We start from the raw sequence: 23,253 nt of genomic DNA on the forward strand, positions 1-23,253 counted from the left end.
TTATTTCCTCCTCTTAATGGAAGCTAACAAGATTGTAATGGCTTGGTTAAAGAGAGGTTCTAGCGTACTCAATTCTTGTGTGTTCGTTAACTGACATAAACCTCCTAGCCATGTTCCAACAAGCAAGGTCCACTCATCAATATTTCCACCTTCAAATTCCCCCTTTTCCACTCCTTCTTGAAGAATGGAACGATAAGAACCCATAGGAATAATCGCTAATTCATATAATGCTTTTACCGATTCTAGACTTGAGGCGGGATTAGAGGCGAGTTCTTGTCCCCCTTTTAATAAAGGAGTTTGGTAATTATAAAGGACATGCTTCGCCATTCCATATAGTTTCTCTGTTGCTGTGCTATAGGACGATTCTTTTGCCATCCATTTTGTATACCAATCCTGCATCGTGTTTTGTGCTAGTAAAACAAACAGCTTTTCTTTATTTTGAAAATGATAATAAATATGACCTTTGCTATATCCAGAGGCTTTTGATATGTCTTGTACAGAGGTTTGATTGTAGCCTTTTTGAGAAAATATCAAGGCTGCTTTTTCCATAATGTCACGCTTAGCATTTTCACTGTTATAACGTCTCTTATCCAATATTAACCAAAACTCCTTTCCAAGAATTGAACGACCGTTCTAATTTATTATATGTCTTTTTCCAATGAAAAATGAACACAAAAAAGCACGCTCATTGCGTGCTTTTAGTTGGTATCATATTTCCGATGGGTAAGTTAATAATACAAGTCTTTATTCAACAATCTGGCCCTATAATTGAATAAAGCACTTTTCTTATTCACGCCCAATTGTTGAATAATTGGTTAACATTTTTAATGCTTGTCCTAGAAGATTAATAATCTTTTAAGTCCTTCGTGAGCAATTTCATTTCATAATCCATACTTGTCATCGTTTTAAGAGTACCATTTTCTCCGTTAACAAATGGAAATGCTGTTTTGTAAATAGCGTAATGCTTTAACTTTAAATAGGCGACTACTGGGAAACCTATATCACCCCACATTACTTGATAACCTACTAAGCCAAATTTTTGAATTAAACGTTCCAAACTTTCTACAACTGTATATATTAATTCATCATAATTGCACGCAAATACTGAAGTAGTTTCTGGAGCACCTTTTTCAGAGTCGTTTAAATACTGGTTAACTCTAAAGGAAAGGTTTTCTGCGTTACTTTTTATATCAAAAGCTTTGACGTGCCATACTGTTAAACCTGGTTCTTGATACCATCTAAATTCCGTTTTATCTTCATAAAATTCTGGGTTATTGTCAGAATTCAACGACAGTAAAGCGTTTAACAAATCGCCTAAAGCATCAGATAGATAACTCGCTTTAAAAGTAAACGTTTCATTTGCTGTCTGTAGTTCGCATATTGCCCAACCTGCGCCTATAATTTTATACTTAAATTTCAACCTACTCACCTTCGCCCTCCGCAAATACTATTTTTACCATTGTAGCATTTGAACAGCATGAGGAATTGTCTTTCTTCTGTTAATTAAAAACGTCCCCAAAGCGGGGTTTGGTTACATCCCTTAGTACACAATCTGGCCCTTTAACGGAAAAAGGCCCTTTCCTTATTCAAGGAAGGCGCCCGATTATTGAGATAAATGTTTGTACTCTAATATTTCAAGTTTAAACTCATGATTACAAATTTGCTTATTTATCTTCTCACTATCACAGGACGGGGATATTCTTACCTTAACTAAATCTTCTTTAACATTCCTATTAGGTTTTTTTGAAGGAATCTCAATTCTTACAGTAACATCATAGGAATGATTCTTATTGTAAGTAATACCAACAATCCTTTTCCAATGCCAAATAAGGTGATTATCTCCTCCATACTCTTTGATCACTCTTTTATCAATAGTTGGGAAGATTATGTCCGAAATAATGTCCTCGGTTGTGACATACATCTCTTCCACTTCTGAATTAGCTTCAATTTCAACATTTTGCGTATAAATAAGAACAATAAATATGAATCCTATTAGGACCAAGTATTGTTTAACCATTTAGAAACACCTCAGAATTCTGTTTATTTCTTATTCTTTGCATGTTTTTATTATTTATTTAAATAATTAGCCTTACATAAAAATAAACGAACACGAGTGATTGGCCTATTCTTTCCTTGCCGGCTATTAAACAAATACTCAGTACCGCGCACCCCTTCACAGTAGCTGCTAATTAAACGCTGTAGCTTTTTGATAAGCGGGATACGTTTGCGTACGGTATACTTTTTGCTACGCTGCTTTGCCTTTTTCGTTTTTTGCTCAACGATATAGAAATGGTCTTTGTCCAGTACTTCCTGCACCTTTACCAGAAGCCCAATAGGCTAGACCCTGCTGAATCCAGTTGGTCGGTTAAAATAAGCCAAATATAAGTTTTGGATTGTTTGGTCATAAAATCTTGATGTATAGTGAAAGCCAGGGGATTTTACCTTGACTTTATTTATTGTCAAAGTAAATATATTAATTAGCAGTATTATTAAAAAAATTGGATTAACTTTGTGTAATTTTTTGGACAAAAGGATTTAGAACATTTATACTATTCCTTTGTTCCTTTATATCGAATTAATATTAATACTTGTAGATTTTATAACAGTTTACTAATTTAAAGGTACGGACTTAATAGTATTAAAGTGTTTTTCATTGGTGCAAAGAATAAAGAAACCAAATGAAATAGCTCTTATTCCATCAGTCGGTGGGATGGGCTATTTCAGTTTGGGAAAAATAATTTAATTGTTTAATTTACAGCAAAATATTTATTTTTATAGGAAGGAAGTATTGTTTAGAAATGAAACGTTTTAAATTAAAGCTAATTATAGTGTTATCTATATTATTAGTCATATTCTTTATTGGAATAAGTATGTATACTTCCTATACAAAGATTGAAGATACAGTGGAAGAGGCGATTGCTAACCAAAATCTTGAAGCTGCCAAATCCATTGCAAAGGCGATTGATTTGGAAACGTATGAGCGATTTTTAAAAGAACGGAATCGTGATGAAGATTATTGGACAATACGACATTATTTGAATGATGCCCGAGAAAAACTAGGTGTATTATACGTCTATACTTTGGAAGTAGACAACCCTACTAGATCGAAAGTTTTAATCGTAGGTTATCCTGAAAACAAGGATAATCCAAATGAATTTCTAATAGGTGAAGTTTGTACAGTACCGGAAGCCCAAGTGAAATTAGCGTATGAGGAAGGCAAACCATTTGTAACAGAGATCCTAGAAGATACGAAATATGGCCATCATTATATAACGGTTGGGACCCCTATCATGAATGCAGAAGGGGAAATCATTAGCTACCTTAGCATTGATATTAGTACGGATACACTTGACGTGATTAAAGAATCCGTTGTTAATAGTAATATTGCCCTATTAGTAGTCAGTGGACTTTTTATTATTATTATAATTATTTCTTTCTTCCTTTTACAAAAGTGGTATCAAAAAGAGGTTGGAACTACTGAGTATACATATCAAAAGGAAATTAAAACGTTAATGGCTTCTGTCTCATCATTAAGGCACGATTATATTAATCATATCCAAGTTTTACATGGACTTCTGCATTTAGGTGAAGTAGATCAAGCGAAGAAGTATGTCGATTCTTTGTCTAAAGACATACAAACAATTGAATCCATTAAATTGAATCTTGATAACCCGGGATTAGCGATATTACTGCAAACAAAAAAATTAACATGTCAAAATCAACAAATTGATATAGAGATAACCGTTGATGATAATCCATTTGATAATATAAAAACGATTGATTTAATCAATATATTATCGAACATAATTGATAATGCGATAGAAGCGACAATGGAGTTGCCAGAGGAACAACGTAAAATTACAGTTAGCTGTAAAGCAGACGAGATATATTATACGTTCTCGATTACGAACGCTGGGCGAAAGCTACCTGACATAAATCAAATTTTTAAACAAGGCTACTCAACGAAAAAAGTAGAGAAAGGAAGAGTTAGAGGACAAGGTTTATTTATTGTTAAAGAAACAATTAATAAATACAATGGAACGATTACACTTGATACAACAAACGAAAAAGAGATAATAGCGATTGTGAAAATCCCTACTAAGTAAATAGTAAAAGGTTGTGGTACAAATTCAAATGACGTGCCATAGCCTTTTTTTTGTGGAACGTATAGCATTAATTCAGTGTCGATTTTATCAACGAACTCAGTACATAAAACCTCAAAAACACTGGAATAACAATAAAAAACAGCCTATAAAATCAAGTCGATTTCATAGACTATTTCAAGTGTTATTTTATAATTTGTGATTCAAAAGAGAACCTGTAATGATTCGCACACTCTTCCCCTCCCTCACCACCCGCTCAATCATCACCGCCGACCGATTCCCCCACCTAATCTCCACCAGGTCCACATTCTTTATCGGAAAAGCCGGCAGTACATCCGGGCCATCTGGATTTTCATAACCCCATCCTTGTAAATCCTGAAACTTTTTTGGCTTTAACGAGTAGCAGTAAAGATAGGCCGAATCCTTATCACGCACTACATAGCGATAGCCTTTGCCGTACAGTGCTTTTAACTTTGTAAGAGCTTGCTTTCTCGTGTGCAGCCCTGTTTCGCATTGTGGTAAAATAACTGGCTCCATGTTCACTCCACCTCGATTCGCAGCATCCGTACCGTCATCCTTTCTTCACACTCTTCTTTAGACAACTCGGTTTATCCCTTTCTGCTGGTCTAGGCGATACAGTTTATGGTCACCTGCTTTTGCATGTCCGATGTAGGCCGGGAACTGTAGCAGCTCGTTACGGTACTCGACTAGCATCATGTGCTTGTCAAGATTTGCAAAATACATCGACTTGTGCAGCAAACGCTCTGCCTCCACAATGCTTAGAGGCTTTTGAAAAAATAACTGGGTATGGTGCGCATTTGCCTCTAACACATTGCGTGCAAAGTAAAATGCGAACAGCTCTGCATTAACCTTCATGACAAACAGCTTGATCTGCCCCATGCCGAGCACATTGTTTTTTACGAGCGCACTAATTGCTTCACGGTCAAAATCTAAATCCTTTAGCTTATTCGAATCGTCTTCTGGTGCAATGCCCTGTGTCGTCATGCCCCAAAAAATCATGTGCGCTAATACGCTGTGCTCTCCTTCAATGGCATATTCTAGCATTTCCTTTACCGTAAAGACTGTCATTGGCGTGCAGTCCAATCCACATTAACCAAGCGGCCTGTTTCCTTCGCATAAGCAACTAAAACCTTTCCAGTAGGTCCATTACGGTGCTTCGCAAGGTTGATTTCGAGTATGTTCTTTGCCCGTGAATTATTGTTGTAGTAATCATCTCGGTATAGGAATGCGATTACGTCTGCATCTTGCTCGATATTGCCGCTATCGCGAATGTCACTCATGATGGGACGCTTATCCTGACGTTGCTCTACACTACGATTGAGCTGCGATAAACACACAACTGGACAATTGAACTCACGCGCCATTTGCTTTAAATCTCGGCTAATTTGACCAATTTGCTGTGTTTGGTTGTCCTTTGAATTGTTGGCACGAATAATTTGCAAGTAATCAATCAAAATCAGTGGCTTGCGGTCTGGGTATTGCTTCATGAGTTTACGAGCCGTCGCACGAATTTGTGGTACGGTCACTGCTGGGCGGTCATCAATTTGGATTTTTGCATGATCTAGCATGCCAATTGCCTGTGACCATTTTAGCTTTTGCTCGTCTGACATCGTTGTATACGGGTCGCTTAAATTGAGTCGATTAATGTTTCCTGTCGAGGCAATCATACGGTCAATCAGCTGCTCACGTTTCATCTCCAGCGAGAAGATTATCGGTAAATACCCTTTAAAGCCTGCATTGATAGCAAAGTGATTCATCATATCCGTTTTCCCCATCGATGGACGCGCTGCTAAAATAAACAAGTCCCCATCTTGGAAGCCGTTTGTCATGCGGTCAAAGTTGCGTAAATCAGTATTGATGCCTGTTTTCGCGCTCATTGGCTCATACGGACGATCCATCGCTTCTGCAAGTCCTTTTGTAATACTTGTTTCTAGCAAGCTCTCACTATCGCTAATTGCGTCTAATTGCGTTTGGATTTGCTCAATCGACCAATTTTCCTGCTGTGCCTGCGTTAAAATTTGTTGCTTTGTTACGTGCTGCCAATGCGTAAACAGGATTTCTGCATATTCGTTAAACTTTGTTGGATTCGCATAGTTTTTAAGGTCAACAATGTAGTTCGCGCCGCCTAATTCAATCGGCTCTCTCACGCTCAGTAACGTAATATAATCCACGCTTTTATTTGCTCTCGCTAATTCTTGCATAGCACTGAAAATAATTTGATGCTGTATTGAGCTGAAATGTTCTAGCTGCACTGTGCTGTCTAACACTAAGTAATTTTCTGTAAGCATCGAGCCTAAAATGCTTTTTTCAGCAAGCTCTAGGCTGATTGATTGTTCTATCATCATCCGATATCCTCCCCAGCACTATAATCCAACTCCAGCGGCTTACTATCCAAATAATGATTCCGCGTTTGATTCGCAGCATTTAAATAATTTTCGAAATTGGCTTTTTTAAATAACGTCGAAGGCCTTAAATAACGAGACATTTTCACGTCATCTTGCCACGCTTTTACTTGTGTATCAATGACGCTAAAGCACTGCTCTACACAGTAGCCTTCCTGTAATCTTTGTTGGATATCTCTTCGATTGCTTTCATTAGAAACTGTAAAGCCTCTCTTCGCTTTGTCATTTAAATAGTTAATGACTTCATCAATTTCAGAAGCATATATATTGTTGTTATTATTTTTATAAACCTCTTTTGTATCTGATGGGCTTACATTAAAACGGTCGCAGCGCTTGTCAGGTGACGATGGCTTCGTTTCGTGGGTAACGTCTGTCGGGTTAGATTGAATCGCATTGGCCAAAAAAAGAGCATCGAGCTTGTCATAGTCAATGCTGTACCACTTAGTACGATCTACATAAAACTGGTTAAACTTGTCCGTTGATTGAACGAGCCCCATTTTTTCAAGCTTTAAAAACTTGCTTTTTAATTTCGAAATACTCCAAAACGGAATTTGCTTCTTCCAGCTTTCATACGTATGGAAAAACCAAATCCGTCCCTCGCGCGCTACACCTTGATTGGCTAAGCGATAATGCAGTTGCTGGAGCAGCATCGCCTCGTCTTGCCCAATGAGCATCGCTAAATCTGTTTGTACAACCAGTGTTGGTGCATTTGTTAACAGTGTCATTTTTTATCCCTCCAATTATCGTCCTTACTATGTATATAAGTAATAAACCGCAAAAAAGGGACGCCCAGCGAAAAAAATTTCACTTCGCTGTCCCTTTTTTTCCATTTTGATGCTATATAGAGTGTAAGAACGACTTTTAAGGAGGAACCAGACATGTACTATTTGACAAACGAAACACCGCTTTTCGTCATTCCATCATTAGCCGTACAATTCAACGAAAAAGGCGCGATGATCCTGCTGCAACTGCACAAAAAATTACAGGAAGAAGGTGAATACTTTGAAGATCAATGCTGGTACTGCCAATCGTATGAGGACTGGCACACGCAGCTCCCGTTCCTGCGCAAATCGACTATCAAAAATCAGCTCAAAAAATTCGAAGCGCTCGGCATCGTCCACGCAACAGACCGCTTCAACAAGTTTTCCGTGGACCGCACAAAATGGTACAGCCTCGATTATGACATACTTGGGGTTATGACTGGGTTTAGTGCTGAAGATTTAGATAGTTATTTAGCATAAAAAACGCTAGGTGAGAGATTTTTCTCGCCTAGCTTTTGGGGTTTTTAGAATTTCAACACTCGAATGCATCAAACACTTGGATGTCGGATACGATTGCATTAACATTTGTCATGTAGATCGATTTAGATGTAGACATATCTGCTAAAATTTCCATTGTTAAAGTTACTCATTTATCTCATATACTAACGTAGGATATTATTTTAAAACCTGCTTATATTAATGAAAAGGGAGGTGCGATAATGACCCAAATACAAAATAAACTGCAACAAATGAAATTAGAAATTGCGGCGGAATTTGGATTGGAGAACTACGATTCCATTGATAAAGGTGAATTATCTTCAAGAATGAATGGTAAAATCGGTGGTGAAATGACCAAGAGGCTAATTGAATTAGGAAAAATGCAATTGGTTCAAATGACACAACGAGAATTAGTTCCTATCATTGTAAAAAGGGAAAAAGTCATAAAAAAGCAACTTATGCTTCCTTGGCCTGAAGAGTACAATGGGGATTTTTTGCCGGCCCATTTTCATTATAATTCCCAAAAGAATAATTTTTATAATTAACTTTCAAGAAATGAGATTAAAAAGCTAAGCGAGAAAATACCCCGCTTAGCTTTTTTTATTTTGAGTTGTTTTAGTACCGGGTAACTCGCGATATCCCAAGCATTAACTATTGTGCAAGTCGTTTTGGCATCTGATTGTCACCTTTTGAAACAATAGTGCGAATATAGCCGTATGAATAGCCTAGCTGGTCGGCTATTTCTTCGTATGTTAAGCCCTTAATAAATCGTAGCTTTGCAATCTTATGTTCAAGTCCGTGAAGGTTTTCAATATTTTCACGAATTTCTTTCTCGATTTCCTCATACCCCTTTAAACGGCCCTCTAATTTACTCATACGCTCGTAAAGAAAATTCGAGCGATTTGCCGCAACATCAAGACCATATTTGGCTGCTCCTTGACTTAATAAAGGATGATCACTGTTCTTGCCAATCCAGTAGTCCAAATCTAACTGTAGCGCCTCCATTTCCGCTTTTGTAATCTCAATCGTTGCTAGAATATCTCTGTATGTTTTGAAAATTACTTTCACCATTTGTTCGCTCCTCTGCGTCTAGTAGTTCTAAATATTTCCGCTGCGATTTCATGTATTTTACGATAACCGTACTCATTCAATATGCCCAACACAGTCGTTATATTTTCATGAATCACTAAAGTTTCATAATATGCGAACAAAATTCATTGCCCTGCTCCTTTCTGATCAAAATAAAAAAGAGGACAACAAAAGAGAGGAGCTATAGGAAGCTAACCATAGACATTGGTTTTACTTTTGTAGGAAAGAAAGTTTAGGTTAAGAATCATCAAAATTGCAAATACAACCATTAAATTTCTTTTCCTGATTTCTCTAACCAATAAGTTGCTTTTTCTGGATTCCTTTCAACGCCTAATCCGAATTCATATTTTCTTGAAACATTAAACATTCCGCTTGAATCACCATTTTCAGCGGCTTGTAAGTTCCATTTAAAAGCCTCTTTATGATTTTGTTCTACTCCAATTCCATTTGAATATAGATATGCTATATTAATCATCGAAGTTGTATTGCCATTTTCGGCACTTTTCAAATACAGTTCCAAACTTTTTTCATAATCTTTTTTAACATTGATTCCTTCTTGATAATAATATGCTAAAACACCTTGTGCCTCTCTATCACCTTCATCAGATAATTTTTTCAATTCCAAAACGTCCAAGGCTGCATAATTAGGTTTTTCTTGATTATCTAAAATAACAAGCATTATTCCAAGTATGGCTACAAAAGATAATATACCTACCAATAATTTTTTCCTCACAAATCAACACCCCCATTTTTTTACTAATTATACCATTCCCGTTCTTATTAAATAGTTTTTTAAAAACCTTCTCAAAGCGTGATTTGTGACATTTATTGAATAGGCAGGCAAAAGCAAATACCCCATCCAAAATAATGAATGGGGAGATAGTTACCTAACTTTTATTTGGGAACGTTATTGAATGCGAGTTTGTATACTTTATAAATCCTTTTTGCACTAATATATTCTGTTAGTTTAAAGTAAGATTTTTCCCGCTTTGATTTACAATAAAGATTTGTTCCTCTCTAAGCTTGTTTTTAATGTCAGATACAAAGGTCATTGTATTTTTTACTATGAGTTGTTCAGTTGTCTTATCAATCTTGTTCTCTGTGGATAAAATAATTAAACACAATATGTCTGGGTAATCCCCTCCAGAAATAGGCATAAAATTAACCTCTACGGATTCTTCTTCAAAACCTGTTTCATTTGCAATTATTTTTCCTAACTCCATTTCCTCTGAAACTAAAAGGTTTGTATACTCCGCTATTTTACGATTTTTGTGTTCTTGTTCAACAGACACTACTGATTTTACGTTTTCAACCTGTTCTTGTACTTTTGGACTTGAAGAAAAAACTTCAGCTGATTCTACTGTTTTTGAGGAATTATTGATAAATAGAAAAGTTACAGCAAGTAAAATTACAATGGATCCAATTAAAGTGGTTTTCCGCTTTTTCAATTTGCACACTTCCTCTCACTTTAAATATATGATTGTACAAAAAGGTTTACCCCCCTTTAGTTAATGGGCTAACAATGCCCGATTGTTGAACAAAAATTAACAACATTCTCGAACTAGCCTGCCCTATAATTAAAGAAAAAATGCACCTAAAGCATAGTTAGTTTGGGGACTTATCGTTTACAAGCAGCCAAAATACCCCCTATTCAATTGAATAACGGGTGTTGGTTCCCTAAGTGTCATTTGGGAACATTATTTAGGTTTATTTTGTATACTTTATAAATCCTTTTTTCACTAAAGCACGTTAGTTATAGATAAGACTTACACAATAATTGCATAGGTCATAATTTCTTACGTTTTCGTTCTAAAAATATAGGTGCTAAATTTAGCAAGATAGAAACAATTGTCACAAACCAAAATGCCCTTGCCATACCAGGTATTTCACTTAAAGCCGACCAATCTTCCACTTTTACCCATCGATTCAAATTACTGAAAGCTGCACAAATTGTTAATGCTGTAAATGATAATGCCATCGCCATAGCAAGTTTATAATCCTTTCCTGCTGCATACATATAAAGATTTATAAAAGTTATAATTATCGCAATAAGACCTAATATTACCCACATAATAATACCTCCATCATACTTTCATTTTTCAATATAGACATAAATTGTAAGTATATGGTTCCCAAAGCGCTGTTTGGGTACTTTATTTCGCTTAACGTTGTAAATCCGCATTTTTCTGGTGGGACCCCTTCCTGGTCCAATCTGCACTTATCAGTACGCCAGTCGAAGTTTCTAATCGACTAAATATAAATCCCATTATTTTTGCGCTTTAGAATTAGATATTTATGGTAATGTTTTTTGCCTCTATTTTAGTTAGAAAATCTTTAATTGATTGAATAAATTTTTCGTAATCAGGAACCCACAATTCATGACCAGAGTTAGTAAATTCTAATAATTCAACATTTTTTAAGTTGCTTTTATATTTCATACTAGCCTCTTCTTTTAGTAAAGCTTGTTCTGTCCCACCTTTAAGAACTAATACGGGACAGTTAATTTCTTTCAGTTTTTCCCATAGAATTATTTCACTGGAATCTTTTTGAATTTCTTCAACTACATGACATCTATTTGGGGGGACAAATTTTTTTGCGTTTTCTATCCATTGTTCTGGAATCCGAGGGTATTTTGCAGGATAATCACATAATATTAGCCCTTTGACTTCGTTAGGGTTGGTAGCAGCGTATTGTATTGCATAAGGAACCCCCATAGAATACGCCATTAAATAATAAGCATTTAGCCCACTTTTTTTAATAACTGATGAAATATCCAATATATTTTCTTCAAAAGTATATCCCTTTAATGGAGCGTCACTTTTCCCTATTCCTCTTAAACTAATAGAAATACAATGTCTAGGAAAAAGAGATTTCATTTCTTCGATAAATTGTTCAGCATTCCCCAAGGCTCCAGGAATATATACAAGAGGTAATGAGTCAGTAACATGATCGTTTGTTTCGATATAATGAATATTAATGTCGGTATTTGTGAACTTATCAGTATAATTCATATTTCCTCCTAAAATTAATTATATATTTGCTTACTTTCAACGGTTAATAGGAGTATGAGTGAAAATGTCCTATTAATTATAGATTAAATTCTATAAACTAATTTTTAATCCTTTAATAAAGTTACCAAAGCGGTGTTGAAGTGACAGTTGCGCTATATGTTAGTAAGCTAATGTATTATTTGATTTTAATGCTATAATGACGCATTGCTGTCGGCACACCTTCCATGTCCAATACTCCATTCATGATTAAGCGGATCACGCGATATTCGATAAATTGGGCGCCAATGTATTGATTTAAATGCCCCATTACTCCGCCGATGATTCTGGCTGATTTGATAAAATCTTTATGGTTATTCTTTTCGTGAGATTCTTTTACTTTATCGATGATGTACCCATCATAATAATTTTCTGGAACATTTACGATTTCGTTATTTTCCCAGATTCGTAATACGTCTTTTTGTTGACATAGTTGTAGCCATTGTTGCTCAAATACTTTACGTTCTAATTGTGTAAGTACATGACCATTCCCCTTGTTTTCATATATTTGCTTTAATTGCTTTGTTGAAATTTCACCCATATGTCGTGGGGGGGGTTCCATTTCAGCTAGATCAAAATGCATTTTATAGGCTTCATTGATATTGATTAGCATGATTTCATTTGTTTTTTCTTTTAATACATACAGTATCAATCGTAACGCAGCTTGCTCGTGGGCATTTTCGCCAATCCATATGATAATTTTATGATCGTTTGGAATTTGCTTAAGCGATAATAAATATTGCTCAAAGTTATACTCATAAGTCAGTAGCTGTTTTTCATCTATATTTATGTGTGTACGCAGCCAATTGTAGCGATGGTTGATTCCTTCAGGAGTATGTAAATTCCAAAGTGGTCCAATTGAAAATAAATCAGACACGTTAATGATGTTTTCTTGTTGGTTTAAATCGGACTTTATTAGAGTGATTTCCAAACTACAAGCAGCTGAATCACTAAAGACAATATTTGTCGTGTGATATTGTGCTTGTTTGCTACTTGCTTGATTATTTTTAGTTGCTAGTAGGTCGTTATATGTATTTTTTAAATCTAAAAAGAATTGTTGCTCCGAATTGCCTTTTCCCTCCCCAACAGTTTGCATACGCAAAAAGATTTGAAGTAATAATGACTTTAATTCTGTATCTTCCAAATGATTAATCATATCTTTCAATTCATTAAACAATTAAAAAAACCTCCTTTTTTCACAATTTTACCATATATTTTAATAAGGCGATTAAAGTAGAACGCTCCCAAACCGACGTTTGGTAACATTTCATTGAGATTCTATTTAGATGTTACAGCCACTCAGAACAAGTGGATCAAACAGTCCTCTTTAAAATAATTTTTCACAGCGTCTCAGAGCGTTATTTTCTATAAAAAACAGCGACAAACACTGATTTAACAGTGTCTGTCGCTGTTTGGAATGTTCCCAAGCTTTGATTTGTAAACGTTATTTTGAATGAAACTGCATACTTTAATTATACTATTCTTCAAAAAAATCGGATTCGAAAAAGGGTTCGACTTTAATTTCTTTTAGAAAATATTTTATGGGTGTCTTTTTATGTAGATATTCTAGGTTAGGAATTAATACTTCTCTTTTTAAACGCTCGTATAATATCAAAAAGATGTATGGCGTTTTTTTATTAAAAGCAGCTAAAATAATGAACTTACCGTAGTTGCTTAATTGAATGTCGCCTAAGTGTCATTTGGGAACATTATTCGAACTATTTATACAAGATTAAACAACTATATGAATTGCATTAGGTTCTTTTGAAATAATCGTACCTTCAATTTCTCCAATATTTTCAATAATAATTCGATTATCCATATGTATAGGCGGTTGATTTAAAAATAGCTCTATTAATTGAATGTCTCTGAAATTATTTTCAAACGTAGTGCAAACAGGTTGTTTAATAAAATAGTCTTTATTTATTAGCTTTACACTTGAAAAGTTGTGATGTAATGCTTGTTTATTGAATTGGGTAATATTCATAGGGTCAAAACCAGCTAATTTTACGGCACCTGAAACCGTTAATTTTATGCCCTCAGATTTATTAAAGTTTGCAAATGCTATGGATTTAGTTGTTTTAGCATTATTTATTATTTGGAAAACTTCTTCTGAGGTATTAGGAATATTTATTTCAACAGGTGTGTAATAAGGGAAAGCGTTTTTGAAAAATTGATACAAGTTTAAATTTGATTTTATAAATTCTACTTTCCAGTCCTTTGAAATGTCATCTAATAATAAACAAATAAATAAACCTGAATTATAGCAACTACTTCGAATGTTTATATGGGACAGGTTGCTATCTAGTAATTGTTCTGCATATTTGCTAATCACATTCTCTTGATTGGAACTAACATCGTTTAGAGCCTGATATTCAACATAAAATGCAGGACCTTCAATTGTTTCAACTGAATTTTCATATTCTACATAATCAGGAAACAGCTCTGTTCTCTTATCTCTTAGTATGATAAATTCGTTTATTTTTTGTTGTTTTTCTTTTTGGTCTGTTGATACAAAAGCTTCAAAAAGTCTTTTTCTTTCTAAAACGCGCAATTGAATATTATTAAAATCAATCGGGTAGTTGAATCCTAATATTTCATCTGGATAACGGCTTTCTCCAGATAAATGTTGAAACACATGAAATGATTCATGGACAAGCAAAGAATAAATATCTTCGAACGAATTATAGAGTGTCGTATCTACAATAGCTGTTGGCACTTCTTCAAATAGAATACAAGTACAAGCATGAAATTGTTCTGTTTTAGCTAATTTGATATACGACTCACCATTACATTTAGGGTGATTAAAAATTAAGACATCCTTCTCATCAAAAATTGCAAAGGCAACGGGGTGGAGATCTTCCCAATAATTTTTTAATCGTTCAGAACATAGCGTTGTTAAAATTCTTTCTAAAATGTTTTGCATGAAATTCTCCTTTCAGTAATTATTGTTCTATAAAAATATTGATTCCCCTTTAAATACCTATTAGACGTAATTAAATTTTCTGCGCTCATTTTCCCCACAGAAAAATCGCACCTCCTAGTTAGTGTGTCTAACAAATGGGGTGCAGTTCACATTTTGGGAACGTTATTTTGTATGAAGTTGCATTATTAATATTAAATAGCTTATATATGTTTTTTTTTCGCTATACTGGTACCGATAATTATCAGACCTACCAATCCAAAGAGAGAGCCTAAAATAGATAGTGAATTGTTATAAAAAGAACTAATATCATCAAAATTCACACTATAAAGAATTAGACCTGTTAACCAAAATATCCCTCCCCATACTAACTTCATTCTTGTTCCTCCTCAATTTTGAAGGTAATAAATCCATTAAAAAATTACTTTTTCGAATTATATACCAATATTTTATTCTTAATATAAGAAGGTGGTGAATAAATGAACTCATTCCTTTTGTTTGTGCCAATTTTACTTTGGCTTTTAATATTCTTAGGAATAATTATTCTTTTAATTTATCTATTTAAAAGATAACGTCCCCTACCTGTACGTTCTAGTAGACAAAATACCCTATGATTTCACAGGGTATTTTAATAGTTAATTTAGTTTTTGCCCCCTTAAAGAGACTCGTAATGATTCAACTTCCCACTCATTTCATTTCAACGTTCACCGCATGTTTTTGCTTAAAGGAAACATTCCAACAAATGAAATTCACTACAATCATTACCACGACAAATACCCACGATCCATACGGCATGAATGCTGAAACCGCAATATGCACTCCTGCAATTAGAGCAAGCGGCATTAAAAGTAATAGTGTCATAAAACCTTGATTTGAGCTTATTTGATCAGATGGCTTCGTAAATGGCAATGAATCGCCCGTGAGTAAGTAACAAATCAGTGCATAGATCAATGCCGCTAGTAAAACACCGATTAATTCCGTCACGATACGAACACCAAAAAGCACGATAAACACAACACTCATCACCACATAAAGCGGCACAAACAGCTTCACTAAAAACGCCTTCAACGTCCCTTTTTTCATCGCACTATAATCCGCAAGCGGGAAGAGCTGATAAATCCAGGCCGCCTTATACTTTGCTGAATGCCCTAGTAGCATAACCGCCGTAGGAATCATAAGCAAACTGCAATACACAAAAAAATACGTTTTACTCACCGTAAAATCGACGTCACCAGTCGACAAGTTGTTAAAAATAAAGATAAATGGAATGACAACCGCAAAGCCGAGTGATGGATACACCTTTAGCTTAAAGTCGCGCTCCTGCTTCATCATGATGGACGCAAACTGGTAAAACGCACGCTCCTCTTTCGTTCGACAAATGAACGAAAGTAGAAGATCCTTTACCTTATTTTGCTTTTTCACTTTTGATTTACTTGTGCTTAAAAGCTTTTGCAAGTTACGTTCGAACGTCGGGATCAGCTTCACATAAAGCCAAATTGCTACAAACGGTACGACAACTGCTAGCAAACATTGTACGATCACGACCGCATTGCGACTATCATTAAACAACATTTCATACGGTGCTGCAAACCACATTGGCACAAGTACAACATGCCACCATGCCGGTTCAACCACATAGGAAAAGTTCGTAAACTCAAACGCACGAATGAGCACTTGATAGCCAATCATCATGCCAAGCGCCAGAAAAATTTGCACATAATTGATCATATCCTTCAGCTTCTCCCCATCGAAAAAGCTCAAAATGGCAATATAAAAAATAGCTGTCAATACCACAATTAATAAATCAATTAGCACAATCAGCACTAACGTCAACAATCCAAACAAGAGCCCTTGATTAATGAACGCCACAATCAGTGGAATCCCCGCCACAGCAACCGTTAAATACGATAAATAAATGGACACATGCATAATTTTCGCCGCATTAATTGTTCGCTCTGAAATCGGTTTTGTAGACAAAATCGCCCGGTCCCTAACATCTAACAAAACCGACGAAAATTCCGAAATTAACGTCGACATAACTAAAAACATAATCATCGCAAATGCAATGCTCATCTGGAACACATAATTTTCACCAAAACCAATAAACGGAATTAACACTAGCCCAAATAACACATAGATCCAAAGTGATTTAATATAGCCATTTGTCATTTCTTTTTGTGGCTTATTCGAATTTTGGAATGTCGGCGGCTTACGGTCATCCATCGTCAGCTTTACTTGTAAAATACGTCGCATTACTGGATAATCGACACCAATCCAGCGAAACACAAAACGAAAAACATCCAGTAGCTTTAACACGGTAAATTCAGGCATTATACCACCCCTCTTACAGCCGCAACAAATTGCTCACCGATTTCCTCATAACTATCAAAGCCCGTAAGCTGATTGAAAATCCCCTCTAATGAACTGCCCTCACTCGTTGCCTGTAGCTGCTCGAATGTGCCATCCGCTACAATACGCCCCTCATTAATTAACACAATACGACTACTAATTTTCTCGACAACATCCATTAAATGAGATGAATAGAAAATCGTTTTCCCCTGTGCTGCGAGCTGCGCTAAAATTTCCTTGAAAATCATTACACTATTCGCATCAAGTCCGTTAATCGGTTCATCTAAAAATAGAATATCGGGATTATGTAAAAGACTCGAAATAATTAACAGCTTTTGGCGCATCCCTTTCGAATAGGATGAAATGCGTGAATGATACGCCTCGCCCACACCAAACAGCTCCATCAATGTTTTCGATTTAGTCGCTGCCTCTTCCTGCGTAAGCCCGTACATTTGCCCGATGAATGTTAAATACTCGGAGCCGGTTAAGTTGTCATATACATCCGCAATTTCAGGAACATAGCCTATTCGTCGTTTATATTCAAGACCACTTTCCTTTATATCACGCCCGAATAATTTCACTTCTCCCCCATAATCAGCAATCATCCCTAAAATGATTTTAATCGTTGTACTTTTACCTGTTCCGTTCGGGCCAATATAGCCGATAATTTCACCACTCGAAACGGTTAAATCAATCCCTCGTAATATCTCTTTATTACCATAACTTTTCGTAATATTCGAAAGCGTTAATACGTTTTCCTTCATGCAAATCCCTCGCTCCCAATAATATAATAGTAAAATATAAATTATTTCAATCTTCTCATAAAATATGGTTAATTACCATATATTTACTTGATTTTAATAAGTTTCTCAAGGGAGCTAATTGACATGAAAAATCGCAAAAACAATTAGAAATAAGGCACTTCCCGTTCGAATTGAACAGAAAGTGCCTTTTTCGTTTGAATAGATAAATTCTCATAATAAATGTACTTATTTCAGTCCCAGCCTGATCAAATCGACTTCGAAACGATACATTGGAGTACCTTACATACCCCAGTATGTAACGTGCCTTCCACCCGCTCCACTTCGGCTCCGTTCCGTATACAAAGTGTTGTGCTTTAAATCGTTCATCCCATGGGTTCATTTCATTCTCTCCTTCCATTCACTTAATCAGCTTGATGTTTCTTGATTAATTGACGCAATCCGTCCTCACTCACCGGCCCGACAATCCGTTCAAGCTCTTCTCCCTGCGTATTCAGTAATACCGTTGTTGGGATAGACAGCACTTGAAAGGCTGTCCCGACTGCATCCGTCTCATCTAGTAAAATCGGATATGTCACCTTGTATGTGTCCATAAAATCAGCGAGTGCTTTTTCGCCGTCATCACGTGCGGTTAAATTAATGCCCACGATGCTTACCCCTGTAGGTAGCGTTTGTGCAAAACTCTGTAAATGAGGCATTTCCGCTTTACAAGGCGGACACCAGGTAGCAAAAAAGTTCACAATCGTTAACGTTTGATCTTGTTCAGTTAGACGATAGTGTTCACCAGTCGTTGTAGGCAAATCAATCGCTGCTCTTTCAGTTGTCGGTTGTGGCTTATTTTCAATATCTACGAGCATAATGGCGACTAAGCTTAACAATCCCGCAACGACTAAATACTGCGTCTGTTTCGTTTTCAAATACACGCTTATTAATACGATACCTTGAAAAATCGCCAACACCCCGGTAAAGCCCTCTATCCAAGCGAGTAAGAAAAATTGAGCAACCAATACCCACTGACGCTTCGTTCGCTCTAGCACTATAAGCAGCACGAGCCACAAGCCCACAACGAACCATTGCTCCTGAAAGCTGTAAAAAATAAGCTGATAAATAGCCACAAACCTTGCCCAGTAGTTCCAGCCATCTTCCCAAACAAGCACTTGTCGTTTTTGGTACAAGACGAAAGCAATTATTACTAACGCCAACAGATGCCCCTTCAAACCTCCGTCAAAATAAAGAAGTGATAACGGGGACTGGAGGAAATCCGTTAATGAAAACAGCACATAGCTCAACTTCCAAATAATCAAATATGTGTAGAGTAAGCGTTCCAAAAGCTTACTTGTTGCAAGATCTGCATGACGATTCCAAAAATCGCTGTAAAGAATCGCGACAATAAAGGCCAGCCATCCGATTGGAATATTCACTTGCCCGAGTGTTAAATAGGTCATGTTTCTGTCCTTTCCAATCCGTGCGCTTAACCGGTTTGTATTTCATAAATCTTCTCACTCGAATTTTATACCCCGGTAGGTATGTTGTCAATTTTTATTTAGTACTTTGCAGCATGACATTTGGTACGATCAACCGATTTCTAGAGTAATTCCTTACACAGTAAAATTATTCCATGATACAATTAAAGCGCAACATAAATTAGGGGTGATTTTTTTATGATTAAAATTACTGCGGATAGTACGTGCGATTTATCTCCAGAACTACTGGCAAAATACGATATTTCATTAGCGCCTTTACATGTACTAATCGATGAAGACGATTATTTAGATGGGGTGAACATTACACCTAAAGACATTTTCCATTATGTTAGTGTTGAAAACAAAACATGCTCAACTGCTGCTATTAATACATATGAATACGAGCAGTTTTTCGAACCATTTACAAAGCAGTACGATGCCATCATTCACCTTAATATCGGTAGTGCCTTTTCATCGTGCCATCAAAATGCGCGTTTGGCCGCGCAAAATTTTGACAACATTATCGTCATTGATTCAAAAAATTTATCAACAGGCAGTGGCCTATTAGTCGTGGAAGCGGCAGAACTGGCCAGAAAAGGTTGCGCGGCAAAGGAAATCGAAGCGCGTATTTTAGCATCCATTCCAGAAGTAGAAGCAAGCTTTGTCATTGATAAAATGGATTATTTAAAACGTGGTGGGCGTTGCTCGAGCCTAGAGGCATTTGGCGCGACATTACTGAAGATCAAACCTTCGATCGAAGTAGCAAACGGCAAAATGGAAGTCGGTAAAAAATACCGTGGGCAATTCGCGACGAGCCTTGAAAAGTATGTCAAAGATCGCCTGCAAAATCGAACAGACATCGATCAATCACGTATTTTTATCACACATCCGGACTGTCCAGACGAATTGGTTGAACAAGTAAAATCCATGATTCAGCGCGAAATGCAATTCGATGAAATCCTCGTTACGAACGCCGGCTGTACGGTGTCAACGCACTGTGGCCCAAGTACATTAGGAATTTTATTTAAACGCAAAATTACGTAATCTGTTAAGCTGCCTAGAAAAAACTTTTCTGGCGGCTTTTTCATTGTTAAGAAAATTTTAGATTATCGCATTATGGATAACTTTGCATAAAGTTCCCTCTACGTCTAGGCTAAAGCGCCAGCCCCTCGAGCTTTTCGGTCCCGCCGTCGAAAGTGGTAAAGCATTTACTTTCTAGTCGGGCCCTCCAAAGCTTGTCGGGGTTAGAGGCGCTTTTGTTCTTTGAAATTTTCTCAAAATAGTAATAACAGTCAATTACTATTTTCCTATGTTAAAATAGCAGTTGAGTGAAATTTCACTAGTTAACTAGAAGGAGATTGTTATGAACCCTGCACTTCTTTCCGTCCATTCCTCATTACACTCTTTTGATAGTAATTTACATCATTTAATGACGCTGTATGGAAGACAAATTTATATCCTATTATTTTTAATCATTTTCGCGAAAACCGCGTATATTATTTTTACTTTTTTACCTGGCGATGCAACACTTTTTGCTAGTGGGACAATCGCTGCCATTGGTCAACTCGATGTTCGCATATTGGCCGTGCTCTTTATCGTTTCTACTGTGGCAGGCGATGCGCATAACTTTTTACTTGGTCATCTTTTAAAGAAAGCCAAATTAAAGCAGCGTAGATTTTCGATTACCCGCCTCATTCCAGACCGCTCGCTCGTAAAGGCGAGTCAGTTTTTAGCAAAATACGGCAAGCTGTCGATTATGTTCTCGCGCTTTATTCCCCTCCTGAGCGCGACGGTTCCGTTTGTTAGTGGCTTAACTGGGTACCGCTTCAAACAATTTTTCCTCTATAACTTAGCGGGTGCCATCATTTGGTCGCTGCTGTGGGTATTTGCAGGTTATGGGCTTGGGAATATTTCCTGGGTGGCGAATCATTTATCCATTACGTTGATCTTGATTACGGTCGCCACACTGTTACCCGCCATTAGTGCTTTTGTGGTGAAAATCGTTAAACATACATAATGTATTGGTCATTGTCTAATTTCTAAATTAGCTGATGACCTTTATATTTTCCTTTTATTATATTCTGAATATATAGTAAAATAAGGATAGTCAGATTTTGACAATCGATTGTACTTTACGATGTGTGAACTGGATTTAGCGGCAACGATTAAATAAGAGGAAAAGTACAAGAGGACCTGTTCAACTATCTGAACAGGTCCTTCTATTTTATTAGTTATTTCATAGAGATGGATTTCTACATTGAGTAAACTTCCATAAATCATTATGTTTCTTCTGAAGATAGTTTATGTTTACTTAACAAAAACAGACAGATAGGTGCAGTGATGGTAACAAGGCCAATCACCATAAAGGCTATTCCCCAATTAAATGATTCTAATAAAAAGCCAAATACTAACGGTGAAAAAATAGTTACCGTAAACCCAAGAATGGATTGAGCACCTAGAGCTAACCCAATCACTTCAGGATCAGACACTTTCGTAACTGCTACATTATAAATAGGTGAATCCGCTACAATCGAAAACCCATATATAAACAGTAGTATCAACATTATTAGGAGAGGAACAAAATCTAACCATCCGATCATTAATGAACATGTAATACTTATGATTAAAAAGAAGTTTGCTACCTTAATATGGCCAAATTGATCAGATAATTTCCCACCTACATACGTTGCAATTCCTCCAATCATTATCACCAACGCACCTGTCATATTTCCATAGCGTATAGCTTCCATTTGTTCGAATCCATGAACGCCATAATAATAAACTAAAAACGGACCTATCCATGCCCACATTGCGTATAATTCCCATGAATGCCCTGCGTAACTCGCATTGACGAGAAGGTTTTTCTTCTTAAAAACACGTTTTATGACTGTCCAATTCACCTTTAAAGAGCTTTCATTACGCTTCAGTCGTGGGACTTTAATAAAGACCATTAAAACCGAGGCAATAAGACTCAAAAACGAAGTAATGAAGATGACACCTTGCCAGCCAATGTGTTCTATAAACATTCCTGATAGAAGCAATGAAAAGCCCGAACCGACGACCAACGAACCTACATAGATTCCAACAGCTGCTCCCCTTCTTTCTAAGGGGAATAAATCCGTTAAAATCCTCAAACCTGGCACATAAATCCCTGCCACTCCAATACCTGAAATCATTCTTAATAACAAGGTCATCCAAAAACCTTCCACAACAGCTGCAAATACTATCCCAGAAACGCCCGCTAGAAATGCACCTAGCACCATAAAATACTTTGGATTATACTTATCAATCAACATACTATAAAAAGCAATTGCAACAACATAGCCTACATGAAAAAACGCAATAATTATTCCTGATTGAGAAGCCGTTAGTTCCCACTCATCTTCAATTACTGGCATAACAGCCGAGAAATTAAACCATACTTGCATAGCTAAAAACTGGACTATACACATACCCCACAATATTTTGCTTTGATTCAAAGAGAGCTTGCTCCTTTCGAATTTAGAAAACAAACTGCAAATGGTGATAAAATTACTTTTTCCTCTTCATAGATAATTGCGACAAAAAATCATCGTTACCTAATGCCCCTACTGAATCTTGGATATTTTATTATTTCTAGAAGATGTTCGCTGATTCCTTTTATACTGCGATGATAACTAGATATCAAGAATCTAAAGCTTATGACGAATTTTACGTCTCATTGCTTCTGCTGATGATAAGAAACTGTGTCCATCGTAGGTTTTCATTATCCTATCTCGTCCCTATTTAACTTTGACATCCATCCTTTCCCAATGCCTTCGAGATTTCTTGTCTTTTACTTAAGTAATAAATATGCG

At 36.3% G+C, this 23,253-nt stretch carries 24 protein-coding genes; 5 read left to right on the forward strand and 19 right to left on the reverse strand.

Going from position 1 to position 23,253, the window contains the following annotated elements; translation table 11 throughout:
• From NSQ62_RS11930 to NSQ62_RS11940, 3 genes are all read right to left on the reverse strand, one after another.
• Positions 1–594, reverse strand: a complete 594-nt coding sequence (locus NSQ62_RS11930) for a TetR family transcriptional regulator C-terminal domain-containing protein (protein ID WP_341320364.1) — start codon at positions 592–594, stop codon at positions 1–3.
• 250 nt (positions 595–844) lie between these two features.
• Positions 845–1,420 (reverse strand): hypothetical protein, encoded by a 576-nt coding sequence (locus NSQ62_RS11935; RefSeq protein ID WP_341320365.1) that lies wholly within the window; start codon positions 1,418–1,420, stop codon positions 845–847.
• Positions 1,421–1,603: 183 nt separating this feature from the next.
• Positions 1,604–2,017 carry a hypothetical protein gene (locus tag NSQ62_RS11940; protein ID WP_341320366.1) on the reverse strand — a complete coding sequence of 138 codons (414 nt, stop codon included), beginning with the start codon at positions 2,015–2,017 and terminating at the stop codon, positions 1,604–1,606.
• A gap of 853 nt (positions 2,018–2,870) precedes the next feature.
• On the opposite strand from NSQ62_RS11940, the gene NSQ62_RS11945 reads away from it, so the two are divergent.
• A complete protein-coding gene (locus NSQ62_RS11945; RefSeq protein WP_341320367.1) occupies positions 2,871–4,106 on the forward strand; it encodes a Spo0B domain-containing protein in 1,236 nt (411 codons plus the stop codon).
• 186 nt (positions 4,107–4,292) lie between these two features.
• On the opposite strand, the gene NSQ62_RS11950 is transcribed toward NSQ62_RS11945, so the two are convergent.
• Genes NSQ62_RS11950 through NSQ62_RS11965 form a run of 4 tightly spaced genes read right to left on the reverse strand, consistent with a single transcriptional unit; the run spans position 4,293 to position 7,251 of the window.
• Complete coding sequence (locus NSQ62_RS11950; RefSeq protein ID WP_341320368.1) at positions 4,293–4,640, reverse strand: DNA topoisomerase; 348 nt, start codon at positions 4,638–4,640, stop codon at positions 4,293–4,295.
• Positions 4,641–4,697: 57 nt separating this feature from the next.
• Positions 4,698–5,192: a hypothetical protein gene (locus tag NSQ62_RS11955; protein WP_341320369.1), complete on the reverse strand. Its 495-nt coding sequence runs from the start codon at positions 5,190–5,192 to the stop codon at positions 4,698–4,700.
• Positions 5,189–6,469 carry a replicative DNA helicase gene (locus NSQ62_RS11960; protein ID WP_341320370.1) on the reverse strand — a complete coding sequence of 427 codons (1,281 nt, stop codon included), beginning with the start codon at positions 6,467–6,469 and terminating at the stop codon, positions 5,189–5,191. Before NSQ62_RS11960 ends, NSQ62_RS11955 begins: the two co-directional genes overlap by 4 nt.
• Entirely contained in the window at positions 6,466–7,251 is a 786-nt protein-coding gene (locus NSQ62_RS11965; RefSeq protein WP_341320371.1) for a conserved phage C-terminal domain-containing protein, read from the reverse strand. The genes NSQ62_RS11960 and NSQ62_RS11965 overlap by 4 nt, the downstream gene beginning before the upstream one ends.
• Before the next feature lie 153 nt (positions 7,252–7,404).
• On the opposite strand from NSQ62_RS11965, the gene NSQ62_RS11970 reads away from it, so the two are divergent.
• Complete coding sequence (locus NSQ62_RS11970) at positions 7,405–7,767, forward strand: hypothetical protein (protein WP_341320372.1); 363 nt, start codon at positions 7,405–7,407, stop codon at positions 7,765–7,767.
• 239 nt (positions 7,768–8,006) lie between these two features.
• Positions 8,007–8,330 (forward strand): alpha/beta-type small acid-soluble spore protein, encoded by a 324-nt coding sequence (locus NSQ62_RS11975; RefSeq protein WP_341320373.1) that lies wholly within the window; start codon positions 8,007–8,009, stop codon positions 8,328–8,330.
• A 106-nt stretch (positions 8,331–8,436) separates the two neighbouring features.
• Here the strand turns inward: NSQ62_RS11975 and NSQ62_RS11980 are convergent, their stop codons facing one another.
• The 11 genes from NSQ62_RS11980 to NSQ62_RS12030 all read right to left on the reverse strand — a co-directional run bounded on the left by NSQ62_RS11980 (position 8,437) and on the right by NSQ62_RS12030 (position 19,399).
• The gene (locus NSQ62_RS11980; RefSeq protein WP_341320374.1) at positions 8,437–8,856 is read right to left on the reverse strand and encodes a sigma factor-like helix-turn-helix DNA-binding protein; all 420 of its coding nucleotides are present in this window, start codon (positions 8,854–8,856) and stop codon (positions 8,437–8,439) included.
• 286 nt (positions 8,857–9,142) lie between these two features.
• Positions 9,143–9,607 carry a tetratricopeptide repeat protein gene (locus NSQ62_RS11985; protein WP_341320375.1) on the reverse strand — a complete coding sequence of 155 codons (465 nt, stop codon included), beginning with the start codon at positions 9,605–9,607 and terminating at the stop codon, positions 9,143–9,145.
• 229 nt (positions 9,608–9,836) lie between these two features.
• Entirely contained in the window at positions 9,837–10,322 is a 486-nt protein-coding gene (locus NSQ62_RS11990) for a hypothetical protein (protein ID WP_341320376.1), read from the reverse strand.
• Positions 10,323–10,660: 338 nt separating this feature from the next.
• Positions 10,661–10,945, reverse strand: a complete 285-nt coding sequence (locus NSQ62_RS11995; protein ID WP_341320377.1) for a hypothetical protein — start codon at positions 10,943–10,945, stop codon at positions 10,661–10,663.
• 214 nt (positions 10,946–11,159) lie between these two features.
• On the reverse strand, positions 11,160–11,885 hold the full coding sequence (locus tag NSQ62_RS12000; RefSeq protein ID WP_341320378.1) for an alpha/beta hydrolase: 726 nt from the start codon (positions 11,883–11,885) through the stop codon (positions 11,160–11,162).
• A 175-nt stretch (positions 11,886–12,060) separates the two neighbouring features.
• A complete protein-coding gene (locus NSQ62_RS12005) occupies positions 12,061–13,098 on the reverse strand; it encodes a DUF1835 domain-containing protein (RefSeq protein ID WP_341320379.1) in 1,038 nt (345 codons plus the stop codon).
• Positions 13,099–13,653: 555 nt separating this feature from the next.
• Complete coding sequence (locus tag NSQ62_RS12010; protein ID WP_341320380.1) at positions 13,654–14,847, reverse strand: hypothetical protein; 1,194 nt, start codon at positions 14,845–14,847, stop codon at positions 13,654–13,656.
• 200 nt (positions 14,848–15,047) lie between these two features.
• Positions 15,048–15,221, reverse strand: coding sequence for a hypothetical protein (locus NSQ62_RS12015; protein WP_341320381.1), 174 nt, complete (start codon positions 15,219–15,221; stop codon positions 15,048–15,050).
• Between the two features lie 310 nt (positions 15,222–15,531).
• Positions 15,532–17,175, reverse strand: coding sequence for a hypothetical protein (locus NSQ62_RS12020; RefSeq protein WP_341320382.1), 1,644 nt, complete (start codon positions 17,173–17,175; stop codon positions 15,532–15,534).
• A complete protein-coding gene (locus NSQ62_RS12025) occupies positions 17,175–17,957 on the reverse strand; it encodes an ABC transporter ATP-binding protein (RefSeq protein ID WP_341320383.1) in 783 nt (260 codons plus the stop codon). Before NSQ62_RS12025 ends, NSQ62_RS12020 begins: the two co-directional genes overlap by 1 nt.
• 401 nt (positions 17,958–18,358) lie before the next feature.
• Complete coding sequence (locus tag NSQ62_RS12030) at positions 18,359–19,399, reverse strand: TlpA disulfide reductase family protein (protein WP_341320384.1); 1,041 nt, start codon at positions 19,397–19,399, stop codon at positions 18,359–18,361.
• Positions 19,400–19,615: 216 nt separating this feature from the next.
• On the opposite strand from NSQ62_RS12030, the gene NSQ62_RS12035 reads away from it, so the two are divergent.
• Positions 19,616–20,461 (forward strand): DegV family protein, encoded by an 846-nt coding sequence (locus NSQ62_RS12035; RefSeq protein WP_341320385.1) that lies wholly within the window; start codon positions 19,616–19,618, stop codon positions 20,459–20,461.
• Positions 20,462–20,780: 319 nt separating this feature from the next.
• Positions 20,781–21,434: a VTT domain-containing protein gene (locus NSQ62_RS12040; protein WP_341320386.1), complete on the forward strand. Its 654-nt coding sequence runs from the start codon at positions 20,781–20,783 to the stop codon at positions 21,432–21,434.
• 262 nt (positions 21,435–21,696) lie between these two features.
• On the opposite strand, the gene NSQ62_RS12045 is transcribed toward NSQ62_RS12040, so the two are convergent.
• A complete protein-coding gene (locus tag NSQ62_RS12045) occupies positions 21,697–22,896 on the reverse strand; it encodes an MFS transporter (RefSeq protein ID WP_341320387.1) in 1,200 nt (399 codons plus the stop codon).
• Positions 22,897–23,253 lie beyond the last annotated feature (357 nt).

Source organism: Solibacillus sp. FSL H8-0523 (genome assembly GCF_038051985.1).
Lineage (GTDB): Bacteria > Bacillota > Bacilli > Bacillales_A > Planococcaceae > Solibacillus.